This window comes from Streptomyces sp. NPDC058671 (assembly GCF_042716475.1).
Lineage (GTDB): Bacteria > Actinomycetota > Actinomycetes > Streptomycetales > Streptomycetaceae > Streptomyces.
Map to the genome: position 1 here is coordinate 117,058 of NZ_JBHXSA010000010.1, position 13,991 is coordinate 131,048.

The 13,991-nt window shown below is 72.7% G+C and carries 10 protein-coding genes; 8 read left to right on the plus strand and 2 right to left on the minus strand.

From position 1 onward, the window contains the following. Positions 1-26 precede the first annotated feature (26 nt). Both ACFWV2_RS15140 and ACFWV2_RS15145 read left to right on the plus strand, forming a co-directional pair. A complete protein-coding gene (locus ACFWV2_RS15140) occupies positions 27-677 on the plus strand; it encodes an HAD family acid phosphatase (RefSeq protein ID WP_384405416.1) in 651 nt (216 codons plus the stop codon). 124 nt (positions 678-801) lie between these two features. Continuing rightward, positions 802-1,461 carry a lipoprotein gene (locus ACFWV2_RS15145; RefSeq protein WP_384405417.1) on the plus strand — a complete coding sequence of 220 codons (660 nt, stop codon included), beginning with the start codon at positions 802-804 and terminating at the stop codon, positions 1,459-1,461. Positions 1,462-1,541: 80 nt separating this feature from the next. Here the strand turns inward: ACFWV2_RS15145 and ACFWV2_RS15150 are convergent, their stop codons facing one another. After that, on the minus strand, positions 1,542-3,071 hold the full coding sequence (locus tag ACFWV2_RS15150; protein WP_384405419.1) for a ricin-type beta-trefoil lectin domain protein: 1,530 nt from the start codon (positions 3,069-3,071) through the stop codon (positions 1,542-1,544). Between the two features lie 141 nt (positions 3,072-3,212). Between ACFWV2_RS15150 and ACFWV2_RS15155 the strand changes: the two genes are divergently transcribed. The 3 genes from ACFWV2_RS15155 to ACFWV2_RS15165 all read left to right on the plus strand — a co-directional run bounded on the left by ACFWV2_RS15155 (position 3,213) and on the right by ACFWV2_RS15165 (position 7,696). Next, positions 3,213-4,613: a class II fumarate hydratase gene (locus ACFWV2_RS15155; protein WP_384405421.1), complete on the plus strand. Its 1,401-nt coding sequence runs from the start codon at positions 3,213-3,215 to the stop codon at positions 4,611-4,613. A gap of 105 nt (positions 4,614-4,718) precedes the next feature. Further along, complete coding sequence (locus ACFWV2_RS15160; protein ID WP_384405422.1) at positions 4,719-5,384, plus strand: DUF402 domain-containing protein; 666 nt, start codon at positions 4,719-4,721, stop codon at positions 5,382-5,384. 332 nt (positions 5,385-5,716) lie between these two features. Continuing rightward, a complete protein-coding gene (locus ACFWV2_RS15165) occupies positions 5,717-7,696 on the plus strand; it encodes a SpoIIE family protein phosphatase (RefSeq protein ID WP_384405423.1) in 1,980 nt (659 codons plus the stop codon). A 145-nt stretch (positions 7,697-7,841) separates the two neighbouring features. Here the strand turns inward: ACFWV2_RS15165 and ACFWV2_RS15170 are convergent, their stop codons facing one another. Further along, positions 7,842-10,055 (minus strand): transglycosylase domain-containing protein, encoded by a 2,214-nt coding sequence (locus tag ACFWV2_RS15170; RefSeq protein ID WP_384405424.1) that lies wholly within the window; start codon positions 10,053-10,055, stop codon positions 7,842-7,844. 259 nt (positions 10,056-10,314) lie between these two features. Between ACFWV2_RS15170 and ACFWV2_RS15175 the strand changes: the two genes are divergently transcribed. Genes ACFWV2_RS15175 through ACFWV2_RS15185 form a run of 3 tightly spaced genes read left to right on the plus strand, consistent with a single transcriptional unit; the run spans position 10,315 to position 13,894 of the window. Next, positions 10,315-10,839 (plus strand): PadR family transcriptional regulator, encoded by a 525-nt coding sequence (locus ACFWV2_RS15175; protein WP_384405425.1) that lies wholly within the window; start codon positions 10,315-10,317, stop codon positions 10,837-10,839. Continuing rightward, the gene (locus ACFWV2_RS15180) at positions 10,836-11,519 is read left to right on the plus strand and encodes an ABC transporter ATP-binding protein (RefSeq protein WP_384405426.1); all 684 of its coding nucleotides are present in this window, start codon (positions 10,836-10,838) and stop codon (positions 11,517-11,519) included. The genes ACFWV2_RS15175 and ACFWV2_RS15180 overlap by 4 nt, the downstream gene beginning before the upstream one ends. Then, positions 11,516-13,894: an FtsX-like permease family protein gene (locus tag ACFWV2_RS15185; RefSeq protein ID WP_384405427.1), complete on the plus strand. Its 2,379-nt coding sequence runs from the start codon at positions 11,516-11,518 to the stop codon at positions 13,892-13,894. Before ACFWV2_RS15180 ends, ACFWV2_RS15185 begins: the two co-directional genes overlap by 4 nt. The last annotated feature ends 97 nt before the right edge of the window (positions 13,895-13,991 follow it).

A 13,991-nucleotide genomic window follows, 5' to 3' on the forward strand; every position in this document is an offset into this window, starting at 1 on the left:
GCCGGTCGACCACTCGGGAGCCCCCCATGCCCTCCTCCACCCCCCACTCCCCGCGCAGGCGCGCCGCCGCCGGAACCACGGGCGCACTCGCCCTGGCCGCGTTCCTCGTCGTCGGGCCCGCGCCCACCGCCTCGGCGGCCGATCCCGACACCCACATCACCTCCACCGCCGCCGTCAAGAACGTCGACTACGCGACCTGGCGGCGGGACGTGGCGGCCGTCGTCGCCGAGGCCCGCCCGTACATCGAGGAGCGCTCCGAGGACGCCGGCCGCGAGAAGCAGGCGATCGTCCTCGACATCGACAACAGCTCCCTGGAGACGGACTTCCACCCGTTCTGGGAGCTGCCCACCCCGGCCATCGCGGACGTGCGCGACCTCGTCGACGGCGCCCACGCGCGCGGGGTGGACGTCTTCTTCGTCACCGCGCGCCCGGGCATCCTCCACTCCCTCACGGACTGGAACCTGAAGCAGGCCGGCTACCCGGTCGACGGTCTGTACGTGCGCTCCCTGCCCGATCTGTTCGGTGAGGTCGGCGCGTACAAGACGGCGAAGCGCGCGGAGATCGAGGCCAAGGGCTACACGATCATCGCCAACATCGGCAACAACACCACCGACCTGGTCGGCGGTCACGCCGAGCGCACCTTCAAGCTCCCGGACTACGGAGGCAAGCTCTCCTGACCCTCTCCCACCGCGCTCCCGCACGGTGCCGCTCGCACCGCCCCCGGCCGGCCTTCCCGCAGTCCCGAGCCGCGCCCGCTCCGCCCGTCCGGCGGGGCGCCGGCCCGGAGCTACGCTGACGCGCATGAGACACCCGATACGGACCCCGGCCCCGCTCACCGTCGCACTGGCGACGGGGCTGCTGCTCACCGGCTGCGGTGGTACCGAGCCGCTGCCCGGGGGGACGCCGGGCGCGCCGCCGTCGGCCGCTCCGGCCTCGGCGGTCCCCACCACGACGGCACCGGCCGTCGCGGTGGCCTCGCGGACCAGGGTCGGCGGTCCGGGGACGGCGTGCGCGCTGCCCGTCTCCTTCGCGCTGGCGGCGGAGTGGGAGCCGGAGGCGGTCAGGGCCCCCGATGATCCCGAGTTCGCGGTGCTGATGCGCCAGGGGCCGGCCACCGTGCGCTGCGAGGTGGACGCCAAGCCGGCCGGGCACATCGGCTTCCTGCGGGTGTGGACGGCCGGGAAGGGTCCCGCGCGGACCGCCCTCGAAGGGTTCGTCGAGGGCGAGCGGGGCGCCTCGAAGACCGTGTACAGGGCGACCACGGCCGGCGCGCTGCCGGTCACCGAGGTGACGTACACGGTCCACAACGAGTTCATGGAGGAGTCGAAGGAGGAGCGGGCCTTCGCCGTCGCGACGCCGAAGGGGACGGTGATCGTGCACCTCGGCGGGTTCGACACCGACGAGCACCGGGAGATGCTCCCGGCGTACGAGCTGGCCCGTACGACGCTCGAGGTGCTCTGAGCGGGGGGAGAGACCTCCGCGCAGGGCCGTGGCCCCCGTCCGGGTCGGACGGGGGCCACGGCTTCCCCTGCCGGGTGGGGTCAGGCGAACTTCTGGGCGGCCGAGCCGTCGCAGTTCTGCAGCCGGACCTGCTGCTTCGCCGCGCTCAGCGTGAGGCAGAGGCCGGTCGCGGCGGCGGGCCGGATCGTGGCGCCGTCACGGACGAACTTCTGGTTGGCGGCTCCGTGGCAGTTCCAGACGATGAGCGCGGTGCCCGCCGGGTAGGAGGTGCTGGGCACGTCCAGGCAGCGGTCCTGGGTCAGCCCGGTGTGGACGGTCTGGCGGGCGGGGTCGTACCACCAGAGCTGGTTGCGGCCGCCGTGGCAGTCCCAGCCGAAGACCCGGGTGCCGTTGGCGCTCCGGGCGCCGTCCACGTCGAGGCAGTCGCCGGTCGCCGCGTTCCTCAGCGGCCGGTACGCGTCGTCCCAGGCGAGCGGGAAGAGCGTCGGCCTGCCCGTGGAGTTCACGTCGGCGCAACTGGCCTCGCGGACACCGGAGCCGTAGATCTGGGTGAGGCAGGACGCGAAGGCGGCGTGCCCGCGCGCGTTGGGGTGGAAGGACTGGCGGACCGAGTTCTCGTCCGGCGTCCCGGGCTTGGAGAGGTCGATGTAGAGACCGCGCGCCCAGGGGTCCTCCATGCAGACCTCGTGGCCGTGGAAGAGGCGCGAGTTGTCGAGGTAGACGGCTCCGGTGGAGGCGGCGGCCGCGCGCATGCCGCGTTCGAAGGCGGGGACGGCGGTGTTGCGGCCCCAGACGGTGTCGGAGTCGTAGCCGAGGCCTCCGCAGACGAGCTTGCCGGGGAAGGAGGGGTTGTCGTGGAAGTCGGGGCCGATGGGGCTGGGGTAGCCCATGAGAACGAGCTTGTAGTCGCCGTCGGCGTACCCGGCGTCGCGCATGACGCCCTTGAGGTCGCGTACGGTCTGCTCGACCTTGGGGACGAGTCCGTCGACGCGGGCCTGCCAGCCGGGGGCGTACTTCGGCTCGCAGGGCCCCTGCAGGGTGAGGTAGCGCGTGACGCAGTCGGTCATCACGGGCCCGAACTGGAGGTCGTCGTTGGCGCCGGCGACGAGCAGGACCATCTTGATGCGGGTGTTGCGCGCCTTGATGGCGAGGTTGTCGCTCTGGACGAGTTCGTCGGCGTACTGCTTCGAACCGCCGGACCTGATGTTTCCGGTGTACGCGCCGGAGCAGGACACGTTGAAGGTGAGGTCGGCGGGGATCCCGGTGCGGTGGATGGCGGCGTCGGGCGAGCGGTGGCACCAGTTGGTGGGGCCGTTGGTGGGGGGCTCGTAGGTGCCGACGCCCTCGCCGGAGATCTCGCTGTCGCCGAGCGAGATGAGGCCGGTCCTGCGCTGGGCGAGCGGGCGCTCCTCGGGGCTGCCGTAGATCCTGGTGGCCTCGGCGGCCCGGATCGCCTCCAGTTCGGCCGGGAGCGGTACGGAGGCGACCGCGGCGGTCGTCTCGGGGCCGGCCGCGCCGGCCGGAGTGGCGGCGGTCATCGTGCCGAGTGCGGCGGCGGCCGCGGTGGCGACGGCGATGGGCCAGCGGAGTCTGTACCTGGTGCGCGTCATTGCGCCTCCTGGAAGTGGGGTTACCCACGGTTTTTACTGGCCGGTACGCCGGTTGGGAATACATCGAACAAGACAAGTGCTCATCTTTTTCGGGGGGTTCGGGGGTCGCCCCCGACGGGCACGGTGCAGAAAGCTGAGGAAATGAACGACTCCGAGCACTACCGGATCGAGCACGACTCCATGGGTGAGGTACGGGTCCCCGCGCACGCCAAGTGGCGGGCCCAGACCCAGCGCGCGGTGGAGAACTTCCCCGTCTCGGGACAGCGCATCGAGCGCGCCCACATCGAGGCCCTGGCCCGGATCAAGGCCGCCGCCGCCCAGGTCAACGCGGACCTCGGCGTGATCGACCGGGACCGCGCGGAGGCCATCGCCGCCGCGGCGGAGGAGGTCGCCGACGGGCGCTGGGACGAGCACTTCCCGGTGGACGTCTTCCAGACCGGCTCGGGCACCTCGTCCAACATGAACACCAACGAGGTGATCGCCACCCTCGCCACCGAGCGGCTCCCCGAAGGTCGCGAGGTCCACCCCAACGACCATGTGAACGCCTCGCAGTCCTCCAACGACGTGTTCCCGTCGTCCATCCACATCGCGGCCACCGGCGCCGTCCTCCACGACCTGATCCCCGCCCTCGATCATCTGGCCGCCGCCCTGGAGCGAAAATCGGCCGAATTCGCGACGGTGGTGAAGTCGGGCCGTACCCACCTGATGGACGCCACGCCGGTCACTCTCGGCCAGGAGTTCGGCGGCTACACGGCCCAGGTCAGGTACGGCGTCGAGCGGCTGCGCGCCGCCCTCCCCCGGCTCGCCGAACTCCCCCTGGGCGGAACGGCGGTCGGCACCGGCATCAACACGCCGGCCGGGTTCTCGGCGGCCGTCATCGCGGAGGTGGCCCGCGCGACCGGTCTGCCGCTGACCGAGGCCCGCGACCACTTCGAGGCGCAGGGCGCCCGTGACGCCCTGGTGGAGACGTCCGGCCAGCTCCGTACGGTCGCCGTCTCGCTCACCAAGATCGCCAACGATCTGCGCTGGATGGCCAGCGGCCCCCGCACCGGCCTCGCCGAGATCAACCTCCCCGACCTCCAGCCCGGTTCGTCGATCATGCCGGGCAAGGTCAACCCGGTGATCCCCGAGGCGGTCCTCATGGTCGCCGCGCAGGTGACCGGAAACGACACCACCGTGGCCGTGGCGGGCGCGGCCGGGAACTTCGAGCTCAACGTCATGCTGCCGGTGATGGCCAAGAACCTCCTGGAGTCGGTGCGGCTGCTCGCCAACGCGTCCCGGCTGCTCGCCGACCGCACGGTGGACGGCGTCACCGCCAACGTCGAGCGGGCGCGGGAGTACGCCGAGTCCTCGCCGTCCGTGGTCACCCCGCTGAACAAGTACATCGGGTACGAGGAGGCCGCCAAGGTCGCCAAGAGGTCCCTCGCCGAGCGGAAGACCATCCGCGAGGTGGTCATCGAGGCCGGGTACGTGGAGCGCGGCGACCTCACGGTCGAGCAGCTGGACGAGGCACTGGACGTGCTGCGGATGACCCGCCCGTGAGGCCTCTCGCGCGGATCGTGCCGGGCCCGTGGTGACCGGCCGGTAGCTGACTCATCCGTGATCTGTACCGCAGCGGTGGTGGGAGCGCGCCCCTAAGATCTGCGCATGACAGGATCGGGCGGCTCCCAGCACTGGGCGCCGGGGGACCACGTCCTCTGGCGCTACCGCGGCAACGGCACCGGAGCGGTGCACATCTGCCGACCGGTGACGGTCGTGCGGGACACGCCCGAACTGCTCGCCGTCTGGATGGCGCCCGGCACCGAGTGCGTCCGCCCCGTGCTCCTCGACGGCACGCCCGTGCACGAGGAGCCGCTCGCCACCCGCTACACCGCCGCGCGCACCACGGAGCGCGCGCGGTGGTTCGGCAGCGGGGTGCTCAAGCTGGCGCGGCCGGGCGAGCCGTGGTCGGTCTGGCTGTTCTGGGAGCGAGGCTGGCGCTTCCGCAGCTGGTACGTGAACCTGGAGGAGCCGCGGGTCCGGTGGTCCGGCGGCGTCGACTCCGAGGACCATTTCCTCGACATCTCCGTCTACCCCGACCGCAGCTGGCTGTGGCGGGACGAGGACGAGTTCGCGCAGGCCCAGCGGTCCGGCCTGATGAGCCCTGCGCAGGCCGCGCGGGTGCGGGAGGCGGGGCGGCGGGCGGTGGACCGGATCACCGCGTGGGGGGCGCCGTTCGCGGACGGCTGGGAGGACTGGCGGCCCGATCCGGCCTGGCGGGTCCCGGAGCTGCCGGCCGACTGGGACCGGACTCCCGCGCACACGGCACCGTGAGACCCTTGATGCGCCCCCGGGGTTCAAACGTAGGATCGTCCTCCGCACGGCAGAAGCGGAACGAACGGCACGTCAGAACGACCCGATGTCCTGTCAGACCCACCGGACGGCCCGCCAGGGGCCGAGCTCAGCACAGGAACTGACCAGAAGTCACCCACGAGGGGGAGAGCAGTGCCGGACGTCTGCCCGGGTGTCGCGCCCCCTGCCGTAGCCGCGACTCGCGGAGCCTCCACATCCGCCGCACACAAGGGGTTTATCCCCGCCGAAGGCGCGGCATCGGCGAGAAGAGCGAGTGCATCGCACCACCGGCCCGGACGGACGGAATCCCACGCGTGACGGAGCATCCCACCTCCCACGAAGGCCGGCAGCCCCTGGCTGCCCGGCCGCAGGAACGCGCGCGCCCTCGCCAGGAGGCGGCGGCCGGCCTGCCCTCCGAGGTGCCCGCCCAGGCGGGCGGGCCGAAGGCCCCAGGGCCGGAGGCACCGCTGACCGGCGGCGGATCGGCGACGCCGGCAGCGCCGGTGGCGCCCCCGGCCGTCGGCACACCCGGCGGCCCCGGCGCCGTCGCCGTCGCCGTGTCCCCGCAGCCCCAGGGCGGGCTCCGGGGCGGTGACACCGCCGCGCGGCGCGAGGGCGACCGGCTGCGGTTCGTCGGCGCGGCGACCCGGCGCATCGCCCGCGGCATCGACCTGGACGAGATCGTGCTCGGCCTGTGCCGGGCCACCGTGCCGACCTTCTCCGACGAGATCCTGGTCTACCTCCGCGACCCGCTGCCGGTGGGCGACGAGCGCCCGGTGGCGCCGTTCATCCTGCGGCTGCGCCGCACGGACCGGCTGCGGTTAAGCGATCTGGAGGGCGAGGAGCTCGTCCTCGTACCCGATCCGGACCCGACCCCGGCGGCCGAACTCTGCGAGGTGCGGTCGGGCGGGGCGCTCGCCGAGGTACTGCGCGGGGTCCGTCCGGTGTTCGGCGACTCCGCCGCCGCCAGGACCGCGCTGACCGAGCTGCTCGGTCCCGAGCATCCGCTGCCCGGTGGCCTGCGGGCGGTCCTCGCCCCGCTGCGCGGCCGGCGCCGGGTGATCGGCGCGGCCGTGTTCCTGCGGCGCCCCGAGCGGGCCGGCTTCGAGCCGAACGACCTGCTCGTCGCGGCGCAGTTGGCCACGCACACCGCGCTCGGCATCGACAAGGCCGTGCTCTACGGGCGTGAGGCGTACATCGCGGACGAACTCCAGCGGACGATGCTGCCGGACTCGCTGCCGCAGCCGACCGGTGTCAAGCTCGCCTCGCGCTACCTGCCGGCCGCGGAGACGGCCCGGGTGGGCGGCGACTGGTACGACGCGATCCCGCTGCCCGGAAGCCGGGTCGCCCTGGTCGTCGGCGACGTCATGGGCCACTCCATGACCTCGGCGGCGATCATGGGCCAGCTGCGCACCACCGCGCAGACCCTGGCCGGGCTCGACCTGCCGCCGCAGGAGGTCCTGCACCACCTGGACGAGCAGGCGCAGCGGCTCGGCGAGAACCGGATGGCGACCTGTATGTACGCGGTGTACGACCCGGTCTCGCACCGGATCACCATCGCCAACGCGGGCCATCCGCCGCCGATACTGCTCCACCTCGGCGGCCGCGCCGAGGTGCTGCGGGTGCCTCCCGGCGCCCCCATCGGGGTGGGCGGGGTGGACTTCGAGGCGGTCGAGCTGGACGCGCCCGCGGGTGCCACGCTGCTGCTCTACACGGACGGTCTGGTGGAGTCCCGGCTGCGGGACGTGTGGACCGGCATCGAGCAGCTGCGGGAGCGTCTCGCGGCGACGGCCCAGCTCACGGGCCCGGACCACTCGCCGCCCCTCGAGGCGCTCTGCGACGACGTCCTGGACATGCTGGGCCCCGGTGACCGGGACGACGACATCGCGCTGCTCGCGGCACGGTTCGACGGGATCGCGCCGAGCGACGTGGCGTACTGGTTCCTGGAGCCGGAGGACGCGGCCCCGGGCCGGGCCCGGCGGCTCGCCCGGCGTGCGCTCGCACGCTGGGACCTGGAGGAGCTGACGGACTCGGTCGAGCTGCTCATCAGCGAGGTCGTGACGAACGCCGTGCGGTACGCGGAGCGGCCGGTGACCCTGCGGCTCCTGCGGACGGACGTACTGCGCTGCGAGGTCGGCGACGACTCGCCGCAGCTGCCCCGGCAGCGGCGGGCGCGCGACACCGACGAGGGCGGGCGCGGCCTGTTCCTGGTGAACCGGCTCGCGCGACGGTGGGGGGCGACCCGGCTGTCGGGCGGCAAGGTCGTCTGGTTCGAACTGGCCACCCCGAACTGATCCCGCGCGCACCGGCCGCGGGTACGGACCGCGCGCACCGGACGCCGGTCCCGCTCGCCCGCGAGCGCCGGATGCCGGCCCCGGCCGCGCGCACCGGACAACGGCGAAGGCCGGGCCCCTCGGGGGGTCCGGCCTTCGTCGTGTCTCAGCGCGTCGGGCGGGTGGTGGGCCCGTCCTCGGGTTCGGTGCCGCCGGGGTCCGGCGGCTCGATCGACGGCGGCGGGGAGGGCTCGTCGGTGCGGGTCGGCTTCCCGGTGGGCTCGGGCGGCGTGGTGACCGGGTCCCGCGTCGGCTCCGGCGGCGTGGTGGCCGTCGTGGCCGGCGGCGTCGTCGGGTCGGGGGACGGCGTGGTCGGCTCCCGGGTGGGCTCCTCGGGCGCCTCGGTGGTCCGGGTGGGCTCGGGGTCCGGCTCGACCGGGGTCGAACTGTCCGTCTCCAGGTCGAAGGAGGCGTCGGAACCGCCGCCGAGGGCGCTGGTGGTGTAGTCGCCCCAGATCTGGGCCGGCCTGCGGCCGCCGTTGGCGCGGCCCTGCTCGATGGTGTCGGTGAGGGTGACCTGGTTGCCCTTGGCGTCCTCGCCGAAGAGGGCGACCGCGGTGACGAGTTCGGGGGTGTAGCCGACGAACCAGGCGGAACGGTTGTTCTCGGAGGTGCCGGTCTTGCCCGCGGCCTCGTAGTCACCGGCGGCGCGGAAGCCGGAACCGTCGCGCACGACGCCCTGCATGGCCTTGGTGACGGTGTCGGCGGCCTGGCGGCTGATGACCTGCTCGCCGACGGACTTCACGGGTTCGACCACCCGGTCCTTGTGCGCGGCGGCCTTCACGAGGGTCGGGGTGACCTTCTTGCCGTGGTTGTCCAGGGTGGCGTAGACGCCGGCCATGTCGAGGGTCGAGGCGCCCATGGTGCCGAGGGACATGGCGGGGGTCTCGCCGAAGTCCGCGCCGTCCTTCATGCCGAGGGCGAGGGCGGTCTTCTTGGTGTTGCCCGGGCCGACGTCGACGATCATCTGGGCGTAGACCGAGTTGATGGAGCTGGCGGTGGCCTTCTGGACGGTGACGGGGCCGTAGCTGCGGTCGTCCTCGTTCTCGGGCGCGAAGGGGATGTCGCTGCCGACGACCTTGCGCTTGCTGGTGCCGTCGTAGATCGTGCCGAGGCCGATGTCCCGCCCGTCCTGGGTGTCCGCGCCGGTGTCGACGGCGGCGGCGAGGACGATCGGCTTGAAGGTGGAGGCGGGCTGGTAGTCGCGGCGGGTCGCGTTGGACGTCCAGTGCTCGGTGGCGCCGACGCCGCCGTACATCGCGACGACCGCGCCCGTCTTGGGGTCGACGGAGGTGGCGCCAGCCTGGACGGTGGCGTCCTTCTTGTCGCCCTTGCGGTCGAGCTTGGCCTCCAGCTGCCGGTCGACGGCCTTGACGAGGGCCTTCTGCTTCTTCTCGTCGATGTTGAGGGTGATCGTCCAGCCGCCGGCCTTGATGTCCTCCTCGCTGATGCCCTGGCGCATCAGCTCCTGGTTGGCGGCCTCGATGATGTAGCCGGTCTGGCCCTCCATGCCGGGGGCGGGCTTCGGCTTCTGCGGGACGGGGAACTTCATGGCGGCGCGCTCGTCCGCGGGGAGCCAGCCCTCGCCGACCATGTTGTCGAGGACGTAGTTCCAGCGCTCCTCGACGAGCTTGCGTCCGGTGGCGCTCGCGGACGTCCAGTCGTACTGGTTGGGCGCCTGGAGCAGCGAGGCGAGGTAGGCGCCCTGGGCGGTGGTGAGCCGGGTGGCGTCGACGCCGTAGTACGAGCGGGCGGCGGCCTGGATGCCGTAGGCGCTGCGTCCGTAGTAGCTGGTGTTCATGTACCCGGCGAGGATGTCGCTCTTCTGGGTCTGCCGGTCGACCTTGATGGCGATGACCATTTCCTTGAGCTTGCGCGTCGCGGTCTGGTCCTGGCTCAGGTAGTAGTTCTTGACGTACTGCTGGGTGATGGTCGAGCCACCCTGCTTGCCCTTGCCGGTGATGGTGGACCAGGCGGCGCGGGTGGTGCCCTTGATGTCGACGCCGTTGTCCTCGTAGAACGTCTTGTTCTCCGCGGCGACGAACGCCTTCTGGACCCCCTGGGGGATCTTCTCCAGGCCGACGATCTCCCGGTTTATCTGGCCGGTGCGGCCGAGGATCTTGCCGTTGGAGTACTTGTAGATGTTGCTCTGCATCGTCGCCTCGGCGTTGGCGCTCGGCACCGGGACCATCACGTAGACGACGTACAGGGCGCCCATGGCGAGCAGGCAGAACACGAAAAACGTGCCCAGGAGCTTCTTCCAGGAGAACAGGCGGCGCAGACCGCGCTTCTTCGCCGTGCTCTTGTCCGGTCGGCCCATGTGTCGTGTCGCTCCGCTCGTCGTGTGTCCCGGCGCGTCCCGGTCCGTGTCCGCCCGCGCCGGGTCGGCTCAGCTAGCCAGCTAACACCGACGATGCGGACAAAGGAGAACCGATCGCGCCTTTTGCGGACGTGAGAATCAGCACCCATGCCCAGAGGAACCGACGCCCCAGCAGGCCGGATGGTTGCGTGAAGGGAGCCTTCCACTTGGAGAAGGTCGCTATACATCGCGCGTATACACACCGTGTACAGTGACGCGCATGTCCATCGGTCACACCCTTCTGGGACTCCTGGAGTCCGGCCCGCGCCACGGCTACGACCTCAAGCGCGCCTTCGACGAGAAGTTCGGCCACGACCGGCCACTGCACTACGGCCAGGTCTACTCGACCATGTCCAGGCTCCTGAAGAACGGCCTCGTCGTCGTCGACGGCATCGAGGCGGGCGGCGGCCCGGAGCGGAAGCGGTACGCCATCACCGAGGCCGGCATCACCGATGTCGCCCGGTGGCTCACCACGCCCGAGAAGCCGGAGCCGTACCTCCAGTCCACCCTCTACACCAAGGTCGTCCTGGCCCTGCTCACCGGTCGCGGCGCCGCCGAGCTCCTCGACAGCCAGCGCGCCGAGCACCTGCGCCTGATGCGCGAGCTCACCCGGCGCAAGAAGGACGGCGACCTCGCCGACCAGCTCATCTGCGACCACGCCCTCTTCCACCTGGAGGCCGACCTCCGCTGGCTGGAACTGACCGCCGCCCGGCTCGACCGGCTCGCCGAGGAGATCCGCCGATGACTTCCGCACCGCTCCTCCACGCCACCGGCCTCACCAAGACCTACGGGCCCACCCCCGCGCTCGCGGGCGCGTCCTTCTCCCTCCGGGCCGGCGAGGTCGTCGCCGTCATGGGCCCCTCCGGCTCCGGCAAGTCCACCCTGCTGCACTGCCTGGCCGGAATCGTGCGCCCGGACGCGGGCACCGTCACCTACGCCGGACGCGAGCTCACCGCGCTCTCCGACACCGCCCGCAGCTCCCTGCGCCGCACCGACTTCGGCTTCGTCTTCCAGTTCGGCCGGCTCGTCCCCGAACTGACCTGCGTCGAGAACGTGGCCCTCCCGCTCCGCCTCAACGGCGAGAAGCGGAGGACGGCCGAGGCCAGGGCCGCCGACTGGCTGGCCCGCCTCGAGGTCGACGACACGGCGGGCAAGCGCCCCGGCGAGATATCCGGCGGCCAGGGCCAGCGCGTCGCCGTCGCCCGCGCGCTCGTCACCGCACCGCGTGTGATCTTCGCCGACGAACCGACCGGCGCCCTGGACTCCCTCAACGGCGAGCGGGTCATGCGCCTGCTCACCGACGCCTCGCGGGACACCGACGCCGCCGTCGTCCTCGTCACCCACGAGGCCCGCGTCGCCGCCTACTCCGACCGCGAGATCGTCGTGCGCGACGGGGCCGTCCGGGACGCGGAGTGGGCCGCATGAGCCTCCGCACCTGGGCCCGCGACCTGGCGCTCGGCGCCCGGTTCGCGGTCACCGGCGGCCGCTCCGGCCTCCTGCGCACCCTCCTGACCGCGACCGGCGTCGGCTTCGGCGTGGCCCTGCTGCTCCTCGCCGCCGCCCTGCCGAACATGCTGTTCCAGCGGGAGGTACGGGAGTCCGTCCGCGCCGTCGACGGCAGCGAGCAGGTCACCTCGCCCCGGCCGGACAGCTTTCTCCACCTCGGGCAGACCACCGTCCACCGGGACGACGTCGTCAGCGGTCTGCTGCTGCGCCCCGAGGGCGACGCGCCCCCGGTCCCGCCGGGCGCCACGGCGTTCCCCCGGAGCGGCGAGATGCTGGTCTCCCCCGCGCTCGGCGAACTGCTCGACTCCCCCGAGGGCGCCCTGCTCAAGGAACGCCTCCCCTACCGGGCCGTCGGCACGATCGGCGAGGCCGGACTCATCGGCCCGGCCGAACTCCGGTACGTCGCCCACGCCGACTTCCTCGACACCGAGAACTTCGACGGGCGCGGCGTGCGCTACGGCTGGTCCGTACCCGAGGAACCGATGAACGCGTTCCTCGTCCTGCTCGTCGTCGTCGCCTGCGTCGTCCTGCTCCTCCCGGTCCTCGTCTTCGTCGCGACCGCCGTCCGCTTCGGCGGCGAGCAGCGCGACCAGCGGCTCGCGGCGCTCCGGCTCGTGGGCGCGGACACCGCCACGACCCGGCGGATCGCGGCCGGCGAGTCCCTCGCGGGCGCGCTGCTCGGCCTCCTCGTGGGCCTCGGACTGTTCGCGGTGGCCCGGCAGTTCGCCGGCGCCTTCACCATCTGGGACGTCAACGCCTTCCCTTCCGACGTCGTGCCGATGCCCGCGCTCGCCGTGCTCGTCCTCGCCACCATCCCGGTCTCCTCCGTCGTCGTCGCCCTCTTCGCGCTGCGCGGAGTGGCGATCGAACCGCTCGGCGTCGTCAGGACCTCCACCCCGCGCCGCCGCCGGCTGTGGTGGCGGCTGCTGCTCCTCGCGGCCGGCGCGGCCCTGCTCGTCCCGCTCATGGGCGAGATCCAGGTGACCGGGACGCGCATCGACACCGTGGGCGTCGCGACCGGCACCACCCTCGCCCTGATCGGCCTGACCACGCTGCTGCCGTGGCTCGTCGAGGCCTGCGTGCAGCGGCTGCGCGGAGGCCCGGTGGCCTGGCAGCTCGCCGTCCGCAGGCTCCAGCTGAGCAGCGGCACGGCCGCGCGGGCCGTCAGCGGCATCGTCGTCGCCGCGACCGGCGCGATCGCCCTCCAGATGCTCTTCCAGGCGATGGAGAACGACTTCACCGCGCTCACGGGCGAGGACTCGTCCCGCGCCCAGCTCGCGATCGGCACCGACGCCAGGACCGCCGACGAGGCCCGCGCGATGATCGCCCGGTTCGAACGGACCGAGGGCGTCAGCGCGGTGATCGGGACCGTCGAGTCGCGCGTGTGGCGGCCCGGCCCCCTCGAGGGAGGCGAGGAGTTCGCCCCCACGGCCTCGATCAGGGTGGGCGACTGCGCCTCCCTGAAGGAGTACGCCACGCTGCCCTCCTGCGCGGACGGCGACGTCTTCGTCTTCCTGGCGCACGGCGCCCAGGGCAACCCGCCCGACGAGTGGGTCACCAGGACCGCCCGGCCAGGCACCACGGTCGTCCTGCGCGACCCGCACCCGCACCCGCACCCGAGCGAGCCGCAGCGGCCCGAGGGTGCCCCGCTGCCGCGGTGGCGCATCCCCGCCGACGCCCGGATCGTGGACTCCCGCCCCGCACCCACCGGCATGTACGAGTACGGCGTCCTCGCCACGCCGTCGGCGATCGACGCCGCGCTGCTGGACGCGCCCGACGCGCAGGCCATGGTCCGGCTCGACCCGGCCGTGCCGGACGCCGCCGAACACGTACGGAACACGGCGGCGGCCATCGATCCGACGTCCTGGGTCCGCACCCTGAAGGACACCCAGCGGGACTCGGCGTTCTCCAGCGTCCGCACCGGCATCCTGGTCGGCTCCACCCTGACGATGCTCCTGGTGGCGGCCTCGCTCCTGGTCACGACCCTGGAACAGCTCAGGGACCGCAGACGCCTGCTGTCCTCGCTCGTCGCCTTCGGCACCCGGCGCTCCACCCTGAGCTGGTCGGTGCTGTGGCAGACGGCGGTGCCGATCGCCCTCGGGCTCGTCCTCGCCGTGGCGGGCGGCCTCGGCCTCGGGGTCGTCCTCCTGAAGCTGGGCGGCCAGCGCGTCCAGGACTGGTGGGTCTTCCTGCCCGTCGCCGGGATCGGGCTCGCGCTGATCGCCACCGTGACGCTGCTGAGCATGCCCGTCCTGTGGCGGCTGATGCGGGCGGACGGCCTGCGCACGGAGTAACCCTCCGGACGCAGGTACGAGGACCCGGGTGCCGGTTCCTGGGGCCGGGGGGTCCCAGGAACCGGCGCCCGACACCCGCATCAGGCCTCGACGCCCG